This is a genomic window from Deltaproteobacteria bacterium, assembly GCA_005879795.1.
Classification (GTDB): domain Bacteria; phylum Desulfobacterota; class Binatia; order DP-6; family DP-6; genus DP-6.
Genome location: VBKJ01000204.1, coordinates 1 through 22,520, shown reverse-complemented (window position 1 = coordinate 22,520; position 22,520 = coordinate 1). Strand labels below are relative to the sequence as shown.

The 22,520-nt window shown below is 69.1% G+C and carries 23 protein-coding genes; 6 read left to right on the top strand and 17 right to left on the bottom strand.

Annotated features, from left to right (window positions below; all coding sequences use genetic code 11):
- Positions 1-376 (bottom strand): SDR family NAD(P)-dependent oxidoreductase (locus tag E6J59_17505; GenBank protein ID TMB17102.1); only part of this gene is annotated, 376 nt, incomplete at its 3' end.
- A gap of 31 nt (positions 377-407) precedes the next feature.
- On the opposite strand from E6J59_17505, the gene E6J59_17500 reads away from it, so the two are divergent.
- Positions 408-860, top strand: coding sequence for a hypothetical protein (locus E6J59_17500; protein TMB17101.1), 453 nt, complete (start codon positions 408-410; stop codon positions 858-860).
- Here E6J59_17500 and E6J59_17495 read toward each other — a convergent pair.
- From E6J59_17495 to E6J59_17485, 3 genes are all read right to left on the bottom strand, one after another.
- Positions 845-2,056 (bottom strand): methionine adenosyltransferase, encoded by a 1,212-nt coding sequence (locus E6J59_17495; GenBank protein TMB17100.1) that lies wholly within the window; start codon positions 2,054-2,056, stop codon positions 845-847. The genes E6J59_17500 and E6J59_17495 overlap by 16 nt on opposite strands.
- Before the next feature lie 337 nt (positions 2,057-2,393).
- Positions 2,394-3,005 carry a recombinase family protein gene (locus tag E6J59_17490; protein ID TMB17099.1) on the bottom strand — a complete coding sequence of 204 codons (612 nt, stop codon included), beginning with the start codon at positions 3,003-3,005 and terminating at the stop codon, positions 2,394-2,396.
- Positions 3,002-3,574 carry a DNA repair protein RadC gene (locus E6J59_17485; protein TMB17098.1) on the bottom strand — a complete coding sequence of 191 codons (573 nt, stop codon included), beginning with the start codon at positions 3,572-3,574 and terminating at the stop codon, positions 3,002-3,004. The genes E6J59_17490 and E6J59_17485 overlap by 4 nt, the downstream gene beginning before the upstream one ends.
- 627 nt (positions 3,575-4,201) lie before the next feature.
- Here E6J59_17485 and E6J59_17480 point away from each other — a divergent pair.
- From E6J59_17480 to E6J59_17465, 4 genes are all read left to right on the top strand, one after another.
- Positions 4,202-4,783, top strand: coding sequence for a PH domain-containing protein (locus tag E6J59_17480; GenBank protein TMB17097.1), 582 nt, complete (start codon positions 4,202-4,204; stop codon positions 4,781-4,783).
- 244 nt (positions 4,784-5,027) lie between these two features.
- Entirely contained in the window at positions 5,028-5,741 is a 714-nt protein-coding gene (locus E6J59_17475; protein TMB17096.1) for a hypothetical protein, read from the top strand.
- Between the two features lie 332 nt (positions 5,742-6,073).
- The gene (locus tag E6J59_17470) at positions 6,074-6,565 is read left to right on the top strand and encodes a PH domain-containing protein (protein ID TMB17095.1); all 492 of its coding nucleotides are present in this window, start codon (positions 6,074-6,076) and stop codon (positions 6,563-6,565) included.
- Positions 6,566-6,676: 111 nt separating this feature from the next.
- Positions 6,677-6,991 (top strand): hypothetical protein, encoded by a 315-nt coding sequence (locus tag E6J59_17465; protein ID TMB17094.1) that lies wholly within the window; start codon positions 6,677-6,679, stop codon positions 6,989-6,991.
- A gap of 533 nt (positions 6,992-7,524) precedes the next feature.
- Here E6J59_17465 and E6J59_17460 read toward each other — a convergent pair.
- The 12 genes from E6J59_17460 to E6J59_17405 all read right to left on the bottom strand — a co-directional run bounded on the left by E6J59_17460 (position 7,525) and on the right by E6J59_17405 (position 19,818).
- Positions 7,525-7,797: a hypothetical protein gene (locus tag E6J59_17460; GenBank protein TMB17093.1), complete on the bottom strand. Its 273-nt coding sequence runs from the start codon at positions 7,795-7,797 to the stop codon at positions 7,525-7,527.
- A gap of 159 nt (positions 7,798-7,956) precedes the next feature.
- Positions 7,957-8,490, bottom strand: a complete 534-nt coding sequence (locus tag E6J59_17455) for a hypothetical protein (GenBank protein ID TMB17092.1) — start codon at positions 8,488-8,490, stop codon at positions 7,957-7,959.
- Between the two features lie 6 nt (positions 8,491-8,496).
- On the bottom strand, positions 8,497-9,657 hold the full coding sequence (locus E6J59_17450; protein ID TMB17091.1) for an epoxide hydrolase: 1,161 nt from the start codon (positions 9,655-9,657) through the stop codon (positions 8,497-8,499).
- Positions 9,658-9,721: 64 nt separating this feature from the next.
- The gene (locus tag E6J59_17445) at positions 9,722-10,663 is read right to left on the bottom strand and encodes a PA0069 family radical SAM protein (protein TMB17103.1); all 942 of its coding nucleotides are present in this window, start codon (positions 10,661-10,663) and stop codon (positions 9,722-9,724) included.
- A 1,152-nt stretch (positions 10,664-11,815) separates the two neighbouring features.
- Complete coding sequence (locus E6J59_17440) at positions 11,816-13,162, bottom strand: hypothetical protein (GenBank protein TMB17090.1); 1,347 nt, start codon at positions 13,160-13,162, stop codon at positions 11,816-11,818.
- 56 nt (positions 13,163-13,218) lie between these two features.
- Entirely contained in the window at positions 13,219-13,971 is a 753-nt protein-coding gene (locus E6J59_17435; protein TMB17089.1) for a hypothetical protein, read from the bottom strand.
- The gene (locus E6J59_17430; GenBank protein TMB17088.1) at positions 13,968-15,035 is read right to left on the bottom strand and encodes a hypothetical protein; all 1,068 of its coding nucleotides are present in this window, start codon (positions 15,033-15,035) and stop codon (positions 13,968-13,970) included. Before E6J59_17430 ends, E6J59_17435 begins: the two co-directional genes overlap by 4 nt.
- Before the next feature lie 36 nt (positions 15,036-15,071).
- Entirely contained in the window at positions 15,072-15,293 is a 222-nt protein-coding gene (locus E6J59_17425) for a 4Fe-4S dicluster domain-containing protein (protein TMB17087.1), read from the bottom strand.
- A 241-nt stretch (positions 15,294-15,534) separates the two neighbouring features.
- Positions 15,535-16,512 carry a hypothetical protein gene (locus E6J59_17420; GenBank protein ID TMB17086.1) on the bottom strand — a complete coding sequence of 326 codons (978 nt, stop codon included), beginning with the start codon at positions 16,510-16,512 and terminating at the stop codon, positions 15,535-15,537.
- 267 nt (positions 16,513-16,779) lie between these two features.
- Positions 16,780-17,346 (bottom strand): hypothetical protein, encoded by a 567-nt coding sequence (locus E6J59_17415; GenBank protein ID TMB17085.1) that lies wholly within the window; start codon positions 17,344-17,346, stop codon positions 16,780-16,782.
- A gap of 55 nt (positions 17,347-17,401) precedes the next feature.
- Positions 17,402-18,601, bottom strand: a complete 1,200-nt coding sequence (locus E6J59_17410; protein ID TMB17084.1) for an MFS transporter — start codon at positions 18,599-18,601, stop codon at positions 17,402-17,404.
- A gap of 125 nt (positions 18,602-18,726) precedes the next feature.
- On the bottom strand, positions 18,727-19,818 hold the full coding sequence (locus tag E6J59_17405; GenBank protein TMB17083.1) for a hypothetical protein: 1,092 nt from the start codon (positions 19,816-19,818) through the stop codon (positions 18,727-18,729).
- Positions 19,819-19,988: 170 nt separating this feature from the next.
- On the opposite strand from E6J59_17405, the gene E6J59_17400 reads away from it, so the two are divergent.
- Positions 19,989-21,590: a glycosyltransferase family 39 protein gene (locus tag E6J59_17400; protein ID TMB17082.1), complete on the top strand. Its 1,602-nt coding sequence runs from the start codon at positions 19,989-19,991 to the stop codon at positions 21,588-21,590.
- 10 nt (positions 21,591-21,600) lie between these two features.
- Here the strand turns inward: E6J59_17400 and E6J59_17395 are convergent.
- Positions 21,601-22,520 (bottom strand): acyl-CoA desaturase (locus E6J59_17395; GenBank protein TMB17081.1); only part of this gene is annotated, 920 nt, incomplete at its 5' end.

Here is a 22,520-nt window from a genome sequence, read left to right as displayed (position 1 = left end):
GTACGAATACCTGGCATCCGTGGATGACGCCCCAGACGTTCACGGCGAAGAGCCATTCCGCATCCCGCAGCGGGGTGTCCGCGACCGCCCCGAGCGTGCCGACGCCAGCGTTGTTGCAGAGGAGGTCAACGCGTCCGAGCGCCGCCCACGCGCGCTCGGCGAGGGCGTCGACCGACGCGCGCTCCGTGACATCGCACGCGACGCCGATGCTTCGCACCCCGGCGTCCTCGAGCTCCGCCGCAACCTCCGCCGCGCGCGCGGCGTCGACGTCAGCCACCACGACGTCCGCACCGCGCTTGGCGAGCGCCCGGCCGATCCCGCGACCGATGCCGCTCCCTCCCCCCGTGACGACGGCCACCTTGCCTGCGATCTCCATGGAAACCTCCGTCTCGCGTGCGGTCTAGCCCGTGCTCGCTCCGCTCGACTGCACCGCCGTTCACGCCCCTGAAGAGCCCATCATTCACAGCGAGGCCGTTGATGCACGAGCCGGTGTCGCACTCCTTCCTACCTCTTCGGTCACGCGGCGCGGAAGGCCCTCTGGGGCGAGCGCTTCAGCCTCGGCCCGTCACCTTCGGACGAATCGAGCCGGAGGCGACTTCACGGCTCTCGCCATCATTCATGAACGTTCCTTCCTTTTCCCCCCCGCGCTCGATCGCGGACGGATCGAGCTCGATCACCCGCTCGCGTTCTTGCCGTTCGCGTTCCTGGCGAAGGAGCGCCAGCGCGGCCTTAGCATCTCGCCGTTGCTGCTGGACGATTATAACTACAACGACGCCGATGATGACGAAGAAGAACGCATCAGCGCTCTCGGCTCCCGACCGCGCCGTCGAGCTTCACCAGCCGGTCATCCAGCCCGATGAGGCTGTGGCCCGCCCACGTCAGCACATCGCTCTCCTGCGTGAACAGGATCACCTGTCGCTCGCGACTGAGCTCGTGTAGCAGCTCGACTAGCTAAGCTAGCTAGGCCGCCTCCACGGCCTCCTTCAGAGCCTCGACCCTGTCGGTGTGCTCCCAGGGCGAGCTGCTCCACCGGCACGGTCTCGGTGCCGAAGCACTCGACCGCGACGCTGACCGGGCGCGCCACGCCGATGGCGTACGCGAGCTGCACCTCGCAGCGGCTGGCGAGGCCGGCCGCGACGAGGTTCTTCGCCACCCAGCGACCGCAGTACGCCGCCGAGCGGTCGACCTTGGTCGGGTCCTTGCCGCTGAAGGCGCCGCCGCCGTGGCGGGCCATGCCGCCGTAGGTGTCGACGATGATCTTCCGCCCGCTGAGACCGGCGTCGCCGTAGGGGCCGCCGATCACGAAGCGCCCCGTGGGGTTGATCAAGTAGTGCGTGTTGGGGTCCAGCAGGTGGGCATCGACCACGGCGTTGATGACGTACCTCCGCACCTGGTCCTCGATCGCCGCGTGTGAGATCTCGGGCGCGTGCTGCGCCGAGAGGACCACCGTATCGACGCGCACCGGGCGCCCGTAGTGGTACTCGACGCTCACCTGGCTCTTGCCGTCGGGCCGCAGCCAAGGCAGCCGCCCCGACTTGCGCACCTCGGTGAGGCGGCGGGTCAGGCGGTGGGCCAGCGCGATCGGCGCCGGCATCAGCTCGGGCGTCTCGTCGCAGGCGAAGCCGATCATCATGCCCTGGTCGCCGGCGCCGGTGTCCAGCGTGCTCGGGGCGCCTGCCTTCGCCTCGAGGGACTCGTCGACGCCGGCGGCGATGTCGGTCGACTGGTCGACGAGCCGCACTTCGATGGTCGCGCTCTCGGCGCTGGTGCCGAAGGCGCGGTCCGTGTAGCCGATGGCAGTGAGGGTCTGGCGGACCAGGTCCTCAACCACCCGAACGGGCGGCAGGGGCGTGGCTTCGCCGTAGACCCAGACCCAGTCGCGGGCGGCGTCCGACTTGACGCTCGCCTCGCAGGCGACGCGGGCGTTCGGGGTTTGCGCCAGACACCAATCGAGGACCGCGTCCGCGATCAGGTCACAGACTTTGTCGGGGTGCCCCTCGGTGACACTTTCGCTCGTCCAGAGCCACTTGGGGCTGGTCTGGAACGTCGTGCTCATACGCGCTTCGCTTCTCCTTTCACCACCTCGGTCTGATGCTCCTCCCCGGGTACATCATGGAGCGTGATGCTCTCGACCCTCGGGAGGCTTACAGGTCGGTGAAGCGGGGGTAATCGGCCATTAGGCGAGATGCTCTCTCTACGCCTGGTCCACCACCGCGACTCGAAGCCGGCGCATGACCTCGCCCATCGTCGGGTTATCCGGGAGCGGGTCGCGCTGCCAACACGAGCGCAGATGGTCTTCGAACTGCTTGATCTCGGCAGCGCCGATGAGCAGCGCCGTCATGAGCAGCTTCTCACAGGTCGCGCACCGCACGGCGAACAGTTGCCACCTTCGCTCAGACACAGCTGGCGCTCCTGGGCTCCGACGATGATGCTACCTGGGCGCGGACCAGGCGCAGGTACGACGACGGGCTGACGCCAAGCTCGCGAGCAGCGAGGCGAACGGGCAGCTTGCGTGCAGCGACGCTCTCCAGACGGCGGTGATCCACGCGGAGCCGAGGCCGGCCCAGGCGCTTACCCTCGGCCCGAGCACGACGAAGACCGGCCTTCACGCGCTCCACGATGAGCGACCGCTCCAACTGCGCGATAGCCGCGATGATCGTGAACACCGCCTGGCCCAACGGCGACCCCGTGTCGATCTGCTCGCGCAGACTGATGAACTCGACATCAAGGTGACGAAGGAGTTCCAACGTCTCGACCAGGTGCCGCACGGATCGTCCGAGGCGGTCGAACGCCGCGACGACCACGACATCGACGCGGCGGGACTTCACCTCGCTCATGAGGTGGTCCAGGCCAGGCCGGCGTTCGCGGGTACCCGAGGCCGTGTCGCTGTACTCGATCACGTTGTTCCATCCACGAGCGGCGCAGTACGCACGGAGGTCATTGCGCTGGTTCTCGACCGTTTGCTCCGAGGTCGAGACGCGGAGATAGCAACCCACCCGCTTCATCGCCCACCTCCGAGCACGCCGTCGTCCGCCAAGGAGCGGAAGGCGCCGTCGTGTCCGAGGATGACGTGATCGAGGATGCGGATGCCGAGCAGATCGCCCACGGCACGCAGCCTCTCTGTGAGCGCCAGGTCTTCCCTGGACGGCTCGGGGCTGCCCGAGGGGTGCTGGTGGACGAGGATGGCGGCCGCCGAGTTCGAGAGGATGAGCGCCTTGACCGTCTCCCGTGGGTGAACCAAGGCGGCGTTGAGGGAGCCGACGCTCACGAGGTTGACCCCGATCACGCGGTTCTTGCCGTCGAGCATCACAACCCAAAATGTCTCGCGGTCGAGGTCAACGAGCAGCGGCGCCATGAGTCTCGCCACGTCGCCGGGCTCGCGAACCGTCTTGTCCCAGGTGGTCGGGATGCTGCCCTCTCGAACAAGAGCGACTCGAAACTTCGAGACCCGAAAGCCTGGAACGGGATCAGAAAAGGAAACATCACCACGCTTCACTCTCGACTCGCTCCATTCTCCCCGTTCGGGGGCGTGGGTCGTCGGACCGCCGTGCAGCCAAACGTGCCGCCACGACACGGGCGGCACCGGCTCACTCAGTGGTAGACTGGACGCGCAGACTCGGACTGAAACACGCGGGCGACGTAGCCGGTCAGGAACTCCTCGTACTCCGCAAGATCGAAGCGGTGCGCCCGCGCTATGGCCGCGCTGACGGCGCCGAGGGCGGTGACGAGGGCGCCGACGATCACGGCGTCTCGCCGGGCAGCCGGGATCGAGGCTCCGTGTTCGCGAGCGTGCTCGGCAGCCGCCTGCACGAGTGCCTCGGTCAGGCGCCTGCCGGCGTGAACCTCCTCGGCGGGCAACGGTGCGGAATGCGGGGGCGGCGTATTCATGGGTGACATTCCCTTTCTGTCACCCGTCATCGCCTCCAGCGACCCCAGGGTGACGCGCTTGTTTTAGTCCGAGCTTGCCCGCTCGAACCGCATCATTCAGACCACCGTGGGCGTCGTCAGCCTCGGTTGGCGAGACCGGTTTGGTCTCTTCTGGATGCACCTAGAATACTAAACGGATTCGCCCCTCTTCGCAAGAGCGCAGACGCCACAGAGTCTCAACCGACGGGTCGCCGGGCGCAGTACTGCAAGGCTCGAACAAGCGCGACGCGCTGAGCCTCGATGTCTAGAGCGCTCTGTGGTACGGCGTGCGGCGATGGAGGTCCCGTTGGAGAGCCGCCTTGCGGCCGAGCTAGAACCCGGCGAGCGGCTGCTCGGGAGCAGCCGGCCGAAACAAGGATTGGTCCTGCGTGGGGTGGATGCCTTGCTCATCCCGTTCAGTCTCCTGTGGGGTGGCTTCGCCATCTTTTGGGAGACGATGGTCGTCCGTGAGTCGTGGCGTTCTCAGGCGGCACACCACAACGTACCGATCTTCTTCGTGCTGTGGGGTGTCCCCTTCGTCCTCATCGGTCTGTACATCATGTTCGGGCGTTTCATTACCGATGCTCGCATGCGGGCAAGGACAATCTACGGGATCACCGACAGGCGGGTCCTGATCCTCAGCGGGTTGTTCGGGACCACCGTGCGCGGGTTCAACCTCCGATCCCTCACCGATATTTCCGTTTCGGAACGCCGGGACGGGATCGGTACGCTCAAGTTCGGGGATGATGGGTCACCTTGGTCCCGTGGCAATCCGTGGCCGGGGATGCGAAGCTACGCACGACCCATCCTCGAACTCATCGAGCAGCCGCGCCGGGTCCACGAGATCATTCGTGGGGCGCAACAGAAGCTCGGGTGAGGGCTGCCAACACGACCCCGGCTGCCCGCCGTCTCGCGATGGGCGGGATGGAACGAGGTGGAGGTAGAGCATGCCCGGACCGCTTCCACCTGATTCAAGTCCGTCGCGAGTCGGCTTCGGCGCTGACCTCGCCTCGGCGGCGCGGGCGCTCCTCAGCCAACCCTCGGTGCCGCTCGTGTCGCTCGCGCTGATGCTGCTCGTATGTGGCGACTCACGCTCTGGGCACGATTCCGACGTTCGGAGCGTGGTCGGTATCGCGAGCATGTTCTTCCTCGCTGGTTGGTATGGTGTTGAGCGGGTCTTCTTCCAGCGGCATCTCCAGGGCAGGCCAGTCCCCTTGCCGCACTTACTCCGGCTCGTGAAGCCGTTCCTGGGCAGGTTCCTAATGCTCGCGTTCTGGTTCGGCATCACCTTCTTGGCGGTCTTTTTCTCTCTCGCTCGCGTCATCGGGATGGACTTTCTTGACCCCGACCCCATCCCGCTCTCACTCCAAGTAGACATGGCGGCCGTCGTCATCGCCATGGACTTCGCGCTCACCTTCGTCACGCCGGCACTGGCGTATACCACACGTTCGGCGTGGCGCGCGTTAGGCATTGGCTTCGCGATGATCGGCCAGACGTGGCCTCGGTCGGCGCTCTATGTCCTCTGCCCGCCACTCGCGCTCAGCCTCCTGAATTACATCGTTCCGGTCGGCGGCGCCGTTCTGCACTTCATCCTCACGTCGGTCCTCCTCTTGATCTCGCTGCTAGCCAAAGGCGCGATCGCCGCCTTCTACCTTCGCGAACGGGGCAGCTATAGCGAGGACGGGGCGGCGTACCGCCTTTCTCGGACATGGCGTCTTCTGCGATCACCACCGCGGTCACGGGTTCGGCGGCCTCGTCGCCTTGGGCTTACCGTTCGGCGTCCCGTCCTATTCCGAGTACCCGCCGTACCCGTATGGCGCCGATCCGTACTGTGATCTCCTCGCCCTGGTACAACCCCGCGTACTGTCACTGGCGCCACCGCGACGAGTAGCGCCGGGCTCCGGGACCTCGGGCTCGTGTTCCTGGTACGCCGGGCCAGCGCACGTCGAATCCGTCATGCACCTGTAGGGATCACAACGACGGGGCGAGGAGTCTATCGGAAGGTCCAACCCGTCGCGAAGGGCCGACCGTCGATTTCCAGGGCGCTCATGTGGTAAGCGCGTGCTCGGTGGAGGCTCCCCCCGAGAGTCGTCTGGCGAGCGAGCTAGACCCCGACGAACGGCTACTCTGGACCGGGCGGCCGAAGCAAGGATTCGTCCTCCGTGGGGTGGACGCCTTGCTCATCCCCTTCAGTCTTCTGTGGGGCGGCTTCGCGATCTTTTGGGAATGGGTGACCCTTCATGGGACTCCGCATTCGAGGGCACCGCACGATAGTCCAATTCTTGCCCCGCTCTGGGGAGTCCCCTTCGTTCTAGTTGGCCTGTACATCATATTCGGACGTTTCATCACTGACGCCCGCATGCGTGCAAACACGATCTATGGGATCACCAACAAGCGTGCGTTGATCCTCACGGGAGTCATCCGAACGACCCTGCGTGGCTTCGACCTCCGCTCGCTGTCCGACGTGTCGCTGTCGGAGCACCGGGGCGGTACGGGAACAATCACGTTCGGCTCGGCGGCTTCATGGGCGCCGTGGGCTACGTTCGTAACCCCAAGCTGGCCCGGAATGGGCGGCTACGCTCGTCCTTCCTTCGACCTGATCCCGGAACCACGGCGCGTCTACGAAACGATCCGCGAAGCTCAGCGGAAGCTCGGATAACGCATGGCTAGGGCGACCGATTGCGAGAGGACCGCCGCACGGCACCTGACGACTTGGTGTTCCCACGGTCTGGGTCGCCCATAAGGGACCGTCGCCGGGCAGACGGTCAAGGTGCTCGGCGTCGGGAAGATGTTCTTCACGAAGGGCGACGCTGCGCTGATACTCAAGTACCAGACCGATCTCAACCTCGATGACCAGGCTGCGCTCCACCGGGAGGTGCTCGCCATTTGGGATGTATTCCGTCAAGACGTGGAGCGGGCCGGCCTCAAGGGGGCCATCGTGAGCGCAAACGAGCGCCCGCTCAGCCATCTCTTCTGGTCAAGCAATATCTCCTTCAACTTCGTCTTCAACCGCGTGGAGGACGGCACCTGGCGGGAGGTCGAGAGCAAGACCAACGCCAGGTCCGAGGACACCTCGGGACGGTAGGCGCAAAGTCACGCGCGCTGGCGACGGACGTGCCGCTCGCCGTGTCCGTGAAGCTGACGGACTGCGGGGGGTGCTACTGGCGGAAGCGGACGAGCACGAGGGTGTGCCTCCGCTTCCTGAGTGCGCGTAGGCACGACGGCCCACATTTCAGAGGCGGCGTTGGGCGCTGCGCCGCCACGACGATTCGTGCGTCGCCCGTTGTCGCGACGCCGAGAAACAACATGTGAGAGCCGGGTACGCGAACGACGCCTCCCTTGCCGAAGCTGTCGTCCCGGCGAAGGCTCGCATCAAGCCGCTCGACCGCGAGGACGTTGATAGCCGTTCCGGGGACGCGCCTAGGAGTCCGTCCGGGTAATCATGGTGAGCGAGGCGAACGAGCCGGGGAGCGAGAGCGGCAAGCGCAGCGACGACCGACGAGGTGCGGCGCGCGGGACGCGCGCCGGGAATTGGACGCCGCAGAAGGGAGGAGCGAGCACGCCGCTCGCAGCCCCCGGATCGTTCGCCGCAGCCGCCATGATTACCCGGACGGCCTCCTAGTCGGCGCCCCAGTCCGCGCGCACCAGCCGCTCCAGGCGGGCGAAGCACGCCCCGACGGCCGCCACGCTCTCGGGATCGCGCCAGCAGACCGCCTCCGCGACCAGGATCGAGAGCCGATTCCATTCCGCGTCCAGGGCGCGGTCCCGCTCCATGTGGGCGACCCGCCGGCGGTAGGCGACAAGCGGGATCACCCGCGCCGGCTCGCGTGGTCCGCCTGGAGGCGGCGTGGGGGCCTCGGCCGAGATCGAGATGATCGTGTTGACGCCCATGCCTGCTCGCCAGAGCAAACCCCTTGCCGGCCGTCCGGCGCGGCGGGGGCGGCCGGCATTCTCGCCGGGTGTCCGCTCCGTCGGACTCGAAGCCCCGATCGAGTACACCCCTGGTCGGCTCGGTTCCCGACCGCCGGGCGCTCCGGCCCTGGCCCCGCCCTAGCCCGGCTTCTCGAGCATGAAGCTGCCCTGGCGTCCGCCCTGGAAAGCCGGGAAGAGCAGCGTCGGCAGAAGGCCGATGAGGTCCGGGCGACTGCGCCAGATGCCGGTACGCCCGACGCGAACGTCGCGGCGCGCCAGGAAGAGAAGTCCGAAAGAAGCCGGGGGCGCCGTGCTGGCGGTGAAGATGGTGTGCAGCACGCCCGCCTGCGGCGATGACGGCAGGGTCACGGCAGGGAGGTAGGACGGCGAAGGAAGCGCGGCCTTGAACGCCGTGACCCACCCGCCGTCGACGACGAACATGATCTGAGCCTCGGGATCGCCCTCCCTGAGCGGATGGACGTCGAGGGTGATCGGCAGTCCATGAGTGCCGCCGATCTCGGACTTGGCCCAGCGCACCAGGTCGGACGTAGTGACGACGAGGAGGGTGGCGAACTCGTGGGTGGCCTCGATCGACCCAGTCCAGCGCCGGTTGGGCCAATTGATCGGCACCCATGACCCGGACAGGCGGAGGTCGACGGCGGCGAGACCCAAGAGCGGTCAGCGGCCGCGGCGCAGCGGCCGGAAGAACACCCGGACGTCCTCCACCAGCGCGCGCGGCTCCTCCATGGCCGCGAAGTGGCCGCCCCGCTCCATGCGCGTCCAGCGCTGCACGTTGAAGACGCGCTCGGCCCAGGCGCGCGGCGGCTTGATGATCTCCCTCGGGAAGATGGCGCAGCCGGTTGGCACCTCGACGTGGAAGCCGCTGGGCGGGAACTTGTCGGCGTGGACCGCCTCGTAATAGAGGCGGCACGACGAGTTCGCGGTCTCGGGGACCCAGTAGAGCATGATGTTGGTGAGCAGCTGGTCCTTCGTGAAGCGGCGCTCGATCTCCCCGTCGCAGTCGCTCCAGGTGCGGAACTTCTCGACGATCCAGGCGGCCAGGCCGGCGGGCGAGTCGTTGAGCGCGTAGGCGAGGGTCTGCGGCTTGGTGCCCTGGATGCGCTGGTAGCCGGTCTCCTCCTTCAGGAACTGCTGCACCGCCATCAGGTCGACGATCTCCTCCTGCGTGAGGCCCTCGAGCGAGGGGTTCTGCGGGTCCTCGGGCAGCGCGATCACCATGTTCAGGTGAATGCCGAGCACCCGCGCGGCGTGGCGCGCGCCCAGGTACGTCGTCACCATCGCGCCCCAGTCGCCGCCCTGTGCGCCGAAGCGCCCGTAGCCGAGGCCCGCCATCAGCGCGGCCCACAGCGCTGCGATGCGCTCGGGGTCCATGCCGGGCTCGGTCGGGTGATCGGAGAAGCCATAGCCCGGCATCGACGGCGCCACCACGTCGAACGCGTCGGCGGGATCGCCCCCGTGGCGCGCCGGGTCGGCGAGCGGCCCGATGACGTCGATGAACTCCGCGACCGAGCCCGGCCAGCCGTGCGTGATCACGAGCGGGAGCGGTGCCGGCCCCGTACCGCGCACGTGGATGAAGTGGATGCCGAGGCCGCCGACGCGGGCGCGGAACTGCGGGAAGGCGTTGAGCCCCGCCTCGGCCGCGCGCCAGTCGAAGCGCTCACGCCAGTAGGCGACCAGGTCGCGCAGGTAGGCGAGGTCCGTGCCGTAGGTCCAGCCCGAGCCGGGGATCTCGTCGGGGAAGCGCGTGCGCGCGAGGCGCTCGCGCAGGTCGGCGAGGACGGCGTCGGGGACGGCGATGCGGAAGGGCTCAATGTGCATGCGCGGCCTTGTACGCCCGACGCGCTGAGCCCGACAAGGGTCTGCGCCCGCGGCGGCCTGGTAGCTACAGCAACGTCAGCTGCTCGCCAGCGCGCGCCGGCCGGCGGAACGCTTCGATCGAGAGCGGCGGCAGGGGCCGGTCGAGCCCGTGCTTCTTCGCCGCGGCCGCGAACAGCGCCTCGATCTGGTTCGCATACTCGCCCTGCCCGCGCTGACGGCGGCCGAAGGTCGAGTCGCTGAGGCGCCCGCCACGCGTGTCGCGGATGCGGGCGAGGACGCGGGCGCGGCGCTCCGGGTAGCGTTCCTCGAGCCAGCGCTCGAAGAGCTCGTCGACGGGCTTGGGCAGGCGGAGGAGCACCCAGCTCGCGCTCTGCGCTCCGGCCCGCGCCGCGGCCTCCAGGATGCGCGGGATCTCGGCGTCGTTGAGGCCCGGGATGACGGGCCCGATCAACACGCCCACCGGCGCGCCGGCCCGCGCGAGGGCCGCCATCGCCTCGAGCCGCCGCTCAGGGCGGGCGGCGCGCGGCTCCATGCGCCGGGCGAGGTCGGGGTCGAGGGTGGTCACCGAGAAGAGGACGTGCGCCGCGCCGTGCCGCGCGAGCTCGGCGAAGAGGTCGGCGTCACGCGCCACCAGCGCCGACTTGGTGATCGCCGAGACCGGGTTCCGGAACTCGGCGAACACCTCGAGGCAGCGGCGCGTGATGCCCAGCCGGCGTTCGACGGGCTGGTAGCAGTCGGTGTTGCCGGAGAGGGCGACCACCTGCGGCTCCCAGCGCGGCGCGGCGAGCGCCTGGCGCAGCAGGGCCGGTGCGTCCTCCTTCACCATGATGCGGCGCTCGAAGTCGAGGCCGGCGCTGAAGCCGAGGTATTCGTGCGTCGGGCGGGCGTAGCAGTTGTGCGTCGCCAGCCCGGCCGCGAAGAAGGTGCCCGTCGAGGTCTGGATGTCGACCACGTCCACGACCGGCCCCGGCTCGACGGCGAGCACGGTCTCGGGCTCAACGTTCATCTCGCAGCCGTACAGCGCGCCCATCTTGCGGAAGATCGCCGGGCGGCACGTCGAGAAGAAGCGGATCCGGTCGACGAGGCGGCCTGTCAGGCGAAGTGTGCTCGCCTGCCCGGGACGAGGCTCGAGCACGAACCTGAAGCCGAGCCCGGCCGCGTATCGCTGAACGCGCTCGAGGACCGAGACGTCGACCTGCGAGAGGCGGAGGCAACCGCCGCTGTACCCTTCGGCATCGAAGAACCCGGCGAGGAACCCGCGGCGGTAGCTGCGGCTGTCGCGCTCTGTGTTGAGAAGCGCATGGATGATCGCGAGTCGGGCCAGCGAGCGCACCTCGACCGCCTCCATGGTTCGCTGCGCGGGCGGGCGGGTGCGGAACGGTCTGATGCCAGCTTCCACTCCGAAACGGGCGAGGATTTCGACGAGTCGGAGCAGCGGCTCTTGGTCCGCGAGGGCGACGCGCCAGTACGCGACCGGGAAGCCGAGACATGCGCTCCGCCACCCAGGCTGGTCGCGGAACGTCCCGTCGCCAAGCGTCATCCCGGCGAGGTACCCGACGCGATAGTCGTCGTCGAAGTCCTCGGCAACAACAGGCACGTAGCGGAGCTGGCGACCGGCGGCGAGCTCTCGGGTTTCCGACCAGCGAAAATTCCGAGCCTGCAACCAACGGTGCTCCGCCGTGGTGACGACCTCCGTCCGCTCGGTGACGAGGCGCAGCGTCGGGCGTCTCGACCACCACACCGCTTCGACCACCGCGGGCCGGAATTTCCGGGTCCGTCCGGGCTCCGGGAACTCGTCGAAGCCGAAGAGGACGTCGCCGACGCGCACCCCACCGATCGGCCGCCATGCCATGTCGGCGTGCAGGATCGTTGTATCGGAGTGCATGCAGTACACGCATCCATGCTCGCAACCCCGATACGGGTTCAGGCTGAACCGGAAGCCGATGTCGGGGCTGTCGTTCTCGGCCAGGATCGTGCGGCTCGTGTCGCGGTAGAAGACGGTGGGCGCCGGCGGGGTGTCGCTGTCCGGGTCGGGCTCGAGCTCGACGTGGAGCGGCTCGTAGCGGTTCGGAGGATTCGCCGCGGTCCCACGGCCGGGGAGGTCCGGACCGGCCATCGCGGGCGATTGTGAGCCGCGCCCCGCGCCCTCGCAAGGGCGCTACGGGACGCAGACGAGCTTGAGCGCGTCCACGTCGCGCGGGTGGCCGCCGGCGGCCGTGGTGCGCGCGCGCAACACGCGCACGCCGGGCCGACGACCGCGCGTCGGTACCACGATCGCCACCGGGTCGGTGCAGCGCTCGCTCGCATCGAGCGGGGGCGAGAACGTCAGCGTGGTGCCCGCCGCCGACGAGGGGCCGAGGTGCGCCGCGGCCGCGAGCAGACCCTCCATGTCCGCGCCCGAGGTGGGCTTCACGAGCGTCCAGCTCTCGATCGGCGCCGCCGGGCGGCAGCGCGGCAGGCGCGCGTCCGCGCGGTCGAGACAGAGCGCGACGCTGAACGTGCAGGTGCCCGCCGCCGCGTCGGCGTCGCAGCCCTTGTCGCCGTCGCGGCAGCGCTGGCGCACGGGCGCTTTCCCGTCCGCGCCGGGGCGGCCGCCGGCGTTCGTCACCTGCCACTCGGCCAGGCACTCCGGCCCGGGCGGCCCTCCGCCCGGCACGAAGAAGGTGGGGTCGCAGCCCCGGGTCGAGAGGCGGCAGGCCGAGGTGCAGCCGAGCGCGCCGCCCGTGAAGCCGAGCGCGGCGCAGGTCCGCCCGCCCAGGTCGGCGCCGTCGCACTCCTCCCGGCCGTTGATCACGCCGTTGCCGCAGAACGAGCAGCGGCTGGTGTCGAAATGGCACTGCGCGCACCCGAGCGTGCCCGAGGCGAAGCCGAGCGAGGCGCAGGTCGCGCCCCCGAGCGCGTCGCCGTCGCACAGCTCGCCCTGCGAGATGGCGCCGTCGCCACAGAGCGTGGAGAGCGTCCTGTCGTTGCCGGCGTCGCTCGTCGGATCGGGCTCGAGGACGCCCCTCCAGTCGTCGACGTTGCCGCCGGTGAGCGCAACGCGCCGGAGCGCGCGATTGTCCGGGGTGATCGGCGTCGGCTGACCGAAGGAACCGTTCTCGCCCGTGAACTTGCCGTACGCGACGCAGTCGATCACGCCCGTCGGCTGACCGGAGGCCTGCGGCGGGTTCACGAAGTAGCACACCCGGCCGTCGCGCGGCGCGAGCATGCCCGCCGGGAGGACGAAGTCGGGCGGGAAGCCGCTGAGGCTCGTGAGCCCGGGCGTGGCGAGCAGGATGCGCGAGCCCGCGAGTCCGATGGCCAGGTCGTGCGTGAAGGTGAAGACCCGCCGCGTGGCGGGCGAGCCGTTCGCGTCGTCGAAGACGAGCACGGCCGGGCCGCGCGTGCCGCCGCCGTCGGAGAGGAGCTGCTGCCCGGCGGCGAGCATGCGGAGCTGGACGAACTGGACGGAGTCGTCGCCCTGCCAGCTGCCGAGCACCTCGTCGATGGCGATCAGATGGTTCACGGCGCCGGCCGGAGACGCCGCGACGAGGAAGAGCGCCAGCGCTGCGGACCGGACGCTCAGGGGTGCTTGAGGATCTTGAGCGGGTACGTGCCCGTGAAGTTGCGCTCGATCCAGTCCGGCGTCTCGGACGGCTCCACGTACCAGTCCGTCGGGCACATGGTGAGTACCTCGACGAACGAGAAGCCCTCGCCCTCGAGCTGGACGCGGAACGCTTCGCCGAGGATGCGCTTCGTCCAGGCGATGGCGGCCGGCGTGTGCATCGCGCCGCGGGCGACGTAGGTCGAGCCGTCCACCTGGGCGATCAGGTCCGCGATCTTGATCGGGTAGCCGTGCTTCTCCGCCACCCGACCCGTGTCCATGGTGGTCTTGGTGCGCTGGCCGAGCACGCTGGTGGAGGTCATGTGCCCGCCCGTCTCGCCGAAGACGCCGTTGTTGAGCAGCACGGCGGTGAACTTCTCGCCCCGCGCCGCGCTGTGGATGATCTCCTGCAGACCTTCCGAGACCATGTCGCCGTCGCCCTGCAGGGTGAAGACGAAGCGGTCGGGCAGGACGCGCTTGGCGCCGGTCGCGACCGAGGGCGCGCGCCCGTGGAGCGCTTGCAGGACGTCGACGTCGATGATCCCGGGAAAGGCGGTGTAGCAGCCGATGCCGCACACGCAGATCGTCCGCTCCGCCACGCCCAGCTCGGCGAGCAGCTCGAGGATGACGCGCAGCGCGAGCGGCTCGCCGCAGCCCGGGCAGAGCGAGTGGTGCGTCGAGAGGAGCAGGTCCGGCTTGGCCGAGACCTTCTTCAGCTCCGGCGTGCTCATGCCGCCGCCTTGCCGCGATAGACCTCCGCGATCTTCGCGATGATGTTGGCCGGCGCGAGCGCCGGCCCCACGCCGAAGCCCGAGGGGTCGTGGCTGATGCCGCCGATCGGCACGACCGGCACCTTGCCCAGCACCGCGAGGCGCACGTCGTCGATCATCTGCCCGGCGTTCTGCTCGAAGACGGCGAGCGCGCGCACGCGCCCGGCCGCCGCGGCCACCGCCTCGGCCGGAAAGGGCCAGAGCGAGATCGGCCGGACCCATCCGACCTTCATGCCCTGCGCACGGCAGGCGTGCACCGCGTACTTGACGAAGCGCGCCGGCGAGCCGAAGGCGACCACCGCGACCTCGGCGTCGTCGAGGAGGCCTGTCTCCGCGCGCGTCTCCGCCGCCGCGATCCGCGGCAGCTTGGCGGCGATCGCCTGATAGTGGTCGCCGGGCTTCAGGTCGAGCTTCTCGGGAGAGCCGAGCGGCGTCACGTTGAGCGACGCGCGGCTGCCCTTGCCGGTCGCGGCCCACGTCTTCGGCGGCAGGTCGCTCTCGTCGCGCGGGCGGAACTCGACCGCCTCGGAGGTGTGGCCGAGGACGAAGTCGCCCAGCACGAGCGCCGGGTTGCGCCAGCGGTCGGCGACGTGGAAGGCGAGCATCACGAGATCGACCGCCTCCTGCACCGTGTGCGGCGCGAGGACGAGGTGGCGGTAGTCGCCGTGCCCGCCCCCGCGCGTTGCCTGGAAGTAGTCGCCCTGCCCGCGCATCATGTTGACGATCACGCACGGGATCTCGGCGTTGGCAAGCTCGGCGAAGGACTCCTGCATCAGGCTGATGCCCTGCCCGGTCGACGCGATCATGGCGCGCACGCCGCAGCCGGCCGCACCCCACACCATGTTGATCGCCTCGAGCTCGCTCTCGGCGTTCATGCACACGCCGCCCACCTGCGGCAGGCGGTGCGACATGTACTCGAGGATCTCGGTCGAGGGCGTGATCGGATAGCCGGCGTAGAAGCGGCAGCCCGCCTGGATCGCCGCCTCGGCGATCGCGTGGCTCCCTTCCATGAGAACCTTAGTCATGGTCACGTCCCGCACACCGCATCGCAGCGCGCTCGTTCATGCCGCGGCCCCGCGGTACACCTCGAAGCAGTAGTCGGGACAGATCTTGTAGCAGAGCTCGCAGCCGGTGCAGCCGTCGAGGAGCAGCGGATAGCGGTAGCCCATGCGGTTCGTGTCCTCGGACATGACCAGCACGCGCGGCGGGCAGACCTCGACGCACAGCACGCAGCCCTTGCAGGTCTCGATGTCGATGGTGACGGTCGCGGGCTGGCGCGGCATCCAGGCGATGCCGTAACACGCGGGTCCCGGAGGGTCAACGACTCGGCGGCGCTCGGTAGTGTCCTAATTCCGGATGCCCCAGGAGCGCCGTGGGTCACTCACGGCGGAACCCTATGAGTCCGACGCTCCACGGGCTGAGCCACCCCGACGCAGCGCCGAACACCAGGCTGGTCATAAAGGATGCGAGCTTGGAGGCACCGCAGGCGGGTCCCCACCGGGCTAATCGAGATCGGGGCGGGACTCACCCGAGTGCGCGGCGTCCCTCCTCGAGCATGATCTCGGACCATTCGGGCATTCGCTTGGACAGATCCAGGTACGCCCGGTGCAGACATTCCGCGGCGTGGTAGAAGGACAGATGCATGAGCGCATTTCGTGGTCCTGACGCGACGTACGCCTGCAGGAACGCGTCGACGGACCGATCGTGAACCCGGAGGGAGCCCCGATTCTTCAGGCCGAGTCGGGCGAGGGACACGATGAACCAAGCCACATCGTGGGCGGGGTCGGCCACAAGCCAATCATCAAAGTCGATCGTGACCGCGCGATGGTCGCTCAGCATCACGTGCTCCGGCATGTAGCTGCCGTGCGCGGCGTGCAGTTCGGGCCCGTCGGGACCGGGAACCGCGTCCTCCAGAACTCGCAGCAGCGACTCCGCCTTGTCCGCCAGCTCGCCCCCGGCGCTTTGGATCTCGTGCGCCCAGTGACGGACCTGTTCGATGAACCCCTCGGGCGTCTCGAGGTTGCCGAGCCGCGGTGCCTTCAGATGAAATCGCGCGAGCCAGCTTGCAGACCGCCGGGCCGCTGCGATCTGCCGATCGCGGTCGCCGTCGATGAAGATGGCCTTCGCCTGCGTCCCTGGCACCTTCTCCTCGAGCAGGACGTGAAACGCGGGCAGATAGGCCAGCGGTACGGGAATCGCGAACTCCGCGGGAGGACCGAATCCGGCTTGGACGATCGACCGCATCGCGACGAAGACGTCCGAGCGGTCGACATCGTAGACCTTCCCGATCACGCTTCGCGTTCCGTCGCTCGTCTCCACGGTAACCGCGAACGTGCAGCGACGCCGGTGCGCCTTGAGCACATGGAGGCTCATCTCCCCCGAAACGCGGGAGGACCACAGGGATTCGACGAGGCGGTCGATCTCGTCGCGGACGCCCGGTTGGTCCATCGTCGCGGAGAATCGCGCAACCGCCTCAGCGCGACGGCTCTCGATGCCGGTCACGCGCACACGCGCCACCTCGGGGCCCGAGCCGCCTGCGTCTCCAGGGACAAGGATGCCCCGCGTTCCGTTTCCGCGGTCCCGGACGGTGCCCGTATGTGCGCGACGGTGCTGCGTTCGATCATAGGGATCGAATCCTCCGACGCGCGATGGGTGTCGCCCTCTTGGCTCCCACCGTACCAATCATGTGGTTTTGTGACGGGGAGATACTCCATCTAATTTGAGTAGCTGGCGTTAGAGAGTCCGACAATACCCCCACGCTCCGCGCGCTCACCCCCAGGCTGGGACCCGCTCCGCCGGCGCGACGTGCTCCGCGCCGCGCCTGATGCAGAGCGTGTTCGCGTCGATCAGCTTCCGGCGGTGCGGCGGCAGCACCTCGCCGAGCGCCGCGTGCAGCGACGCGTCGGCGACGAGCCCGGTCGCGGCCGCGAGCGCGCCGAGCGCGATCATGCTGGCGCCCATCGGCTGCCCGATCGCCTTCGCCATCTCGGTGGCGGGCACGGGGACGCAGCTGATCCCGTCCCACGCGGGCGGCGCGGTCACCAGGCTCGAGTTGAAGACGAGCACGCCGCCGGGCTCGGCCTTCCGGCCGAGCACCGCCAGCCCCTCGGGATGCATCGCGAGCATAGCCCAGGCCGACGGCACGATCGGCGGGCTCACGATCTCCCGGTCGGCGATGACGACCGTCGACTCGCTCGACCCGCCCCGGATCATCCCCATGAAGAGGCCGAACATCATGACCTGCCTGCCCTCGCGGATGGCGGCCTGGGCCAGCAGCTTGGCGACGAGCTGGATGCCCTGCCCGCCGATGCCGATCATGACGACCGCGCGCTCCATGGGAGCGCGTTACCACCGCACGCCCGCGAGGGTCAACGCGGCAGCGGGCGGCGCGTCAGGCGACCGCGCCATCGGTCCGATAGCGCCGGAGCGGCGGCAGCGCCGCGGCGACCATCCCCAGCACGAGGAGGGAGGCCACCCCGCCGCTCACCACCGAGAAGGGCGCGCTGGTGAGGGCGGCGACGAAGCCCGACTCGGCGGCGCCCAGCTGGTTGGAGGCGCCGATGAAGATCATGTTGACGCTGCTCACCCGGCCCCGGAGCGCGTCGGGCGTGGAGAGCTGGATCGCGGTACCGCGCATCACGACGCTCACCTGATCGGCCATGCCGACCGTCATGTAGGCGAGCACCGAGAGCGGGAACCAGCGCGAGAGCCCGAAGACGATGGTGGCGAGTCCGTACACCGCCACCGCGGCGAGCAGCGCCCGCCCGGCGCGCCGGATGGGCGGCAGGATGGTGAGCGCGAGCGACATCACGAGCGCGCCCAGCTCGAGCGAGGAGGTGAGGAGCCCGTAGCCCCGCGGGCCGACCCGCAGGAGTTCGGTGGCGTAGATGGGGAGGAGCGCGGCGGCGCCCCCGAAGATCACGGCGAACATGTCGAGGGTCATGCAGCCGAGGACGACCGGGTTGCGGCGCACGAAGCGGAGCCCCTCGCGGATCGCCGCCAGGCTGACGACCCCGCCGGCCGTCGCCCGCCGCCGCGAGCGGAGCAGCGCAAGCGCCACGAGCGAGGCGGCGATGAGCCCAGCCTGCACGGCGTAGACGCTCGCCACGTCCGCGGCGGCGATCACCCAGCCGCACAGGGCGGGGCCGGTGGTGAAGGCGAGCGCCTGGTTCGTGGCCGCGATGGTGACCGCGCGCGGGAAGGCGTCCCGTGCCACCAGCGTCGGCAGGAGCGCCGCGCGCGACGGGCTGTCGAAGGCCCACGCCGCCCCGACCGCCACCACCATCGCGTAGAGGAGCGGGAGACTCGCCAGGCCGCTGCGGGTCGCGAGCCAGAGGACCAGCGAGCCCGCGAGCGGCACCGCCTGCGCCAGCATCATGATGGTGCGGCGATCGTAGGTGTCGGCGAGCACGCCGCCCACCAGCATGAGGCAGAGCACGGGCACGAACTGGACGAGGCCGACGAGCCCCAGGTGGAAGGCCGAGTGCGAGAGCGCGAACACGTGCCAGGCGATCGCCGCTCGGAGCATCATCATCGCGGCCGCGCTGCAGAACCGGCTCGCGAGGTAGAGCCAGAAGTCCCGGGGGAACATGGAGGTGGGAGCCTGCCTGCCCGAGCGGCGCCGCTCGCGCAAGGAGGACGCGGGGCCGCCGGGGCGGCGGGCTTCGGACGACCGCGCCGGTCAGCCGGCGGCGAGGCAGGGCTCGGGCGCCGCGGCTAGCGGCCGCGCGCGTAGAGTGGGTGCACCCGGAAGAAATCGAGGATCGCCGGAGCCCAGTCGTCGGGCCAGCGCACGTGGTTGCCCACCCCGATCGTGGAGCCCCCCGGGTTCGTGCAGGGGTCGTAGCTCGCGTTCGGGTCGGTCCCGCAGGCGTCGACGCAGCCGTTCGCGGGCAAGCTCGCCGTGTCGATGATCGCGTCCTGCACGCCGATGCCGAGCGGGAGGAGCTGCCGGGCGAGCCGCTCGCCGTTCGGACAGAGCCCGACGATGTCGCAGTCGTTGTGGACGTGAATGGTCGGCACGCGCAGGTTGGTGATACGCAGTCGGTCCACGGTGCTCGACCCGCTCACGACGGGGACCTGCGGACACGGGTCGTTGAATGCGTGGAAGGGATCGGGCGCGCTGTAGACCGCGATCGCCGCGATGCTCGGCCGGGTGAGGCCGTAGAGGTAGCCCATCGCAGCGCCGTTCGACCAGCCGGTCACGTAGATCCGGTTCGTGTCGACCCTGCCGCTCGCCACCTGCTGGGCGACGAAGCGGTCGATGGCCCACGCGTCCACGTTCTCGGCGGCGTCGCTCGGGTCGAAGTTGCGGTACCAGTTGTCCCAGCCGGGCTGACGCTGATCCGGCTGCGGGTAGTAGTGGCAGGTCTTCCGTCCTTCGGGCGCGAGCAGGATGAAGCCGGGGCGGCCGGAGTCGTCGGTCACGTTCGCGCTGTTCACGAAGGTCGTGAGGTTGGTCACCTGCCAGACCGAGTCGGCGGTCGCGAGCGAGGGGTGGAGATAGACGACGAGCGGCAGCGGCCGGGTGGATGCCGAAGCCGGCTGGTACAGGCACGCGTAGCGCGGCGTCCCGTTGCGATCCGCGACGGGACCGAGCAGTGTCCCGCCGAAGCAGCTCGGCATCACGGCGACATCGGCGGGATCGTACGGCACCGGGTCGTTGCCATAGCGGGTGCAGGTGGCCGTCGGCACGCAGATGGGGTCGGGGGGCGGAAAGCCGCCGCCCGGACACTGCGCCCGGGCAAGCTGTGCGTGGCTCATGAGGGTGGCGACTGCCAGCAGCAAGCAGCTCCGCGACGTTCGCATGGTCGACCTCGTCTGGATGGCGAGGCACCGGGGGTCGTCAGTCGAGGATCCCGGAGCCGGGCGGTGCGAAGTCGAACGAATATCGCTTGGGCTGGGGTGTCAACGCTGGAAGACGGGCTGGCTCTCGATGGAAAAGTGGGAGAGAAGCGTCCGCATCAGGGGAGGCCGACGTGCGGCGTGAGCTGACCCCCTGCAGGAGCGACGTCACGATGCTCGCGAGCGTCGCGCTCGCGAAGCTCGCCCTCCACCTCGTCCTGAGCGGGCGATACGGCTACTGGATCGACGAGCTCTACTTCCTCGCCTGCGGCGACCATCTCGCCTGGGGCTACGTCGACCTTCCGCCGCTCGTCGCCGCGGTGGCGAAGGGGTCGCGGCTCCTGCTCGGCGATTCGCTCCTCGCCATCCGTTTCCTCTCGGCGGTCTCGGGCGCTCTGCTCGTGTTCCTCGCCGGCCGGATCGCCTGGGAGCTCGGCGGCAGCCGCTTCGCCCAGATCGCCGCCGCCGTCGCGGTGCTCATCGCGCCGGTCTACCTCGCCCTCCACGGCGTCCTCACGATGAATGCGTTCGAGCCGCTCTTCTGGATGACCTGCGCTTGGATTTCGATCCGGATGGTGCGGCGGGAGGACCCGAGGTACTGGCTGCCGTTCGGCCTCGTTGCCGGCGGCGGCTTCCTCAACAAGTACTCGATGGCCTTCTTCGCGATCGCCCTGGCCGTGGGGCTCCTCCTCACGGCGCAGCGCCGGCTTCTCTTCACGAGGTGGATGCCCGCCGGCGCGCTGCTCGCGCTCCTCGTCGCGCTCCCGAATCTCCTCTGGCAGATCGATCACGGCTGGCCGACGCTCGAGGTGCTGCGCAACGCGAAGCTCTACCAGCACCAGCCGGTCACGCCGCTCGAGTTCGTGCAGGGGCAGATCCAGATCGTTCACCCGCTCACCTTTCCGCTGTGGCTGGCGGGAGCTGTCTTCCTCCTGAGGAATCGGAGCGCGAAGCCTTTCCGGTTCCTCGGCTGGACGTTCCTCGTGTCGTTCGTCTGGTTCATGGCGATGCAGGCCAAGACCTACTACCTGGCCCCGATCTATCCCCTCCCCATGGCCGCAGGCAGCGTCGCGCTCGAACGCCTGAGCGCGCGGTCGCGCCTCGGCTGGCTCCGACCCGCAGCCCTCGCCACACTGCTCGTCGGGGGAGCGCTGCTCGCGCCCTACGCGCTGCCGGTTCTGCCGATCTCCGCGCTGCCGAAGTACCTCGCCATGCTCCCGATGAGGGAGGTGAGGCCCGAGACCCGGCGGATGGGCGAGGTGCCGCAGATCTTCGCCGACGAGCTCGGCTGGGAGTCGCTGGTTGCCGAGGTCGCGAAGGTCTACGAGAGCCTCCCGCCGGCCGAGAGATCGCGCGCCATCATCTGGGGGGCTGCCTACGGTGAAGCGGGGGCGATCGACTTCTTCGGAAGACGATACCGCCTACCGGGAGCCGTGAGCGGCTACCAGAACTACTATCTCTGGGGACCGGGAAATGGGTCGGGGGAGGTCGTGATCGCCGTCAACATTCCCGAGGAGTACCTGAAGCCCTGGTTCGAGCGGGTGGAGACGCGGGCCACCGTCGAATGCGACTACTGCATGCCCGACCGGATGAGGATGCCCATCACCGTGTGCCGCGGGCTCGAGGTGCCCCTCCGGGAGTTCTGGCCGAAGGTCAAGTGCTGGACCTGCGACCGGCCCGACTTCGTACGGGCGCCACGCTTCCCGGGCACGAGCTCGGGTGATGCGTCGCCCTGAGCCACGACCGCTATGCCCGCAATGCTTCGACGCCGTGCAACCGTCCCACGTGCTCAACCAAGATGTCGACGGCGCGACGGACCGGTGCGACATTCGGCAGCGCGTAGCGGACGATACGCTTCATCGCCGCCGCGAACTGCCGCGCGAACGAGCCGGTGTTGTAGTGCTGGCCGTACTCTGCGGCGATACGCTTCACCTCAACCGCCATCTCCGCGTACCGATTCGCGGGCACGTCCGGAAAGAGGTGGTGCTCGATCTGGTGGCTCAGGTTACCGCTCAGGATGTGAAACAGTCGGCCGCCATCCAGATTGCTCGAAGCCTTCAGCTGGCGCAGATACCACTCGCCGCGGGTCTCGCTCTCCAGCACCGATTCCGGGAAGGTTTCCACGCGCTCGGTGAAGTGGCCGCAGAAGATGATGATGAAGGCCCAGACGTTACGGATCAGGTTGGCCCCCAGGTTACCGGCCATCACCGGCACGAAGAACGGGCCGGCCAGCAGCGGGAAGATCGCGTAATCCTTGAGCAGCTGGCGCCGCGCCTTCCGCAGCACCGGCTTCAGCTCCCTCCGCAGCTGTTCGACCGACTTCTCGCCGCGAAGCACACGCTCGAGCTCGAGATCGTGCAGGGCCACGCCCCACTGGAAGCCGAGCGCGAGCAGCAGGCTCGCGGCCGGCTGCAACAGATACGCCGGGTGCCACGGCTGTTCGGGGAAGAGGCGCAGGAAGCCGTATCCGACGTCGCGGTCGCGGCCGACGACGTTGGTGAACGTATGATGCACGTAGTTGTGCGAGTGCCGCCAGGCGATGGCCGAGCAGGCGTTGTCCCAGTCATAGGTCTGTGAGTGGAACTCCGGGTCCTGCATCCAGTCGTACTGGCCGTGCATCACGTTGTGGCCGAGCTCCATGTTTTCGAGGATTTTGGAGAGGCCGA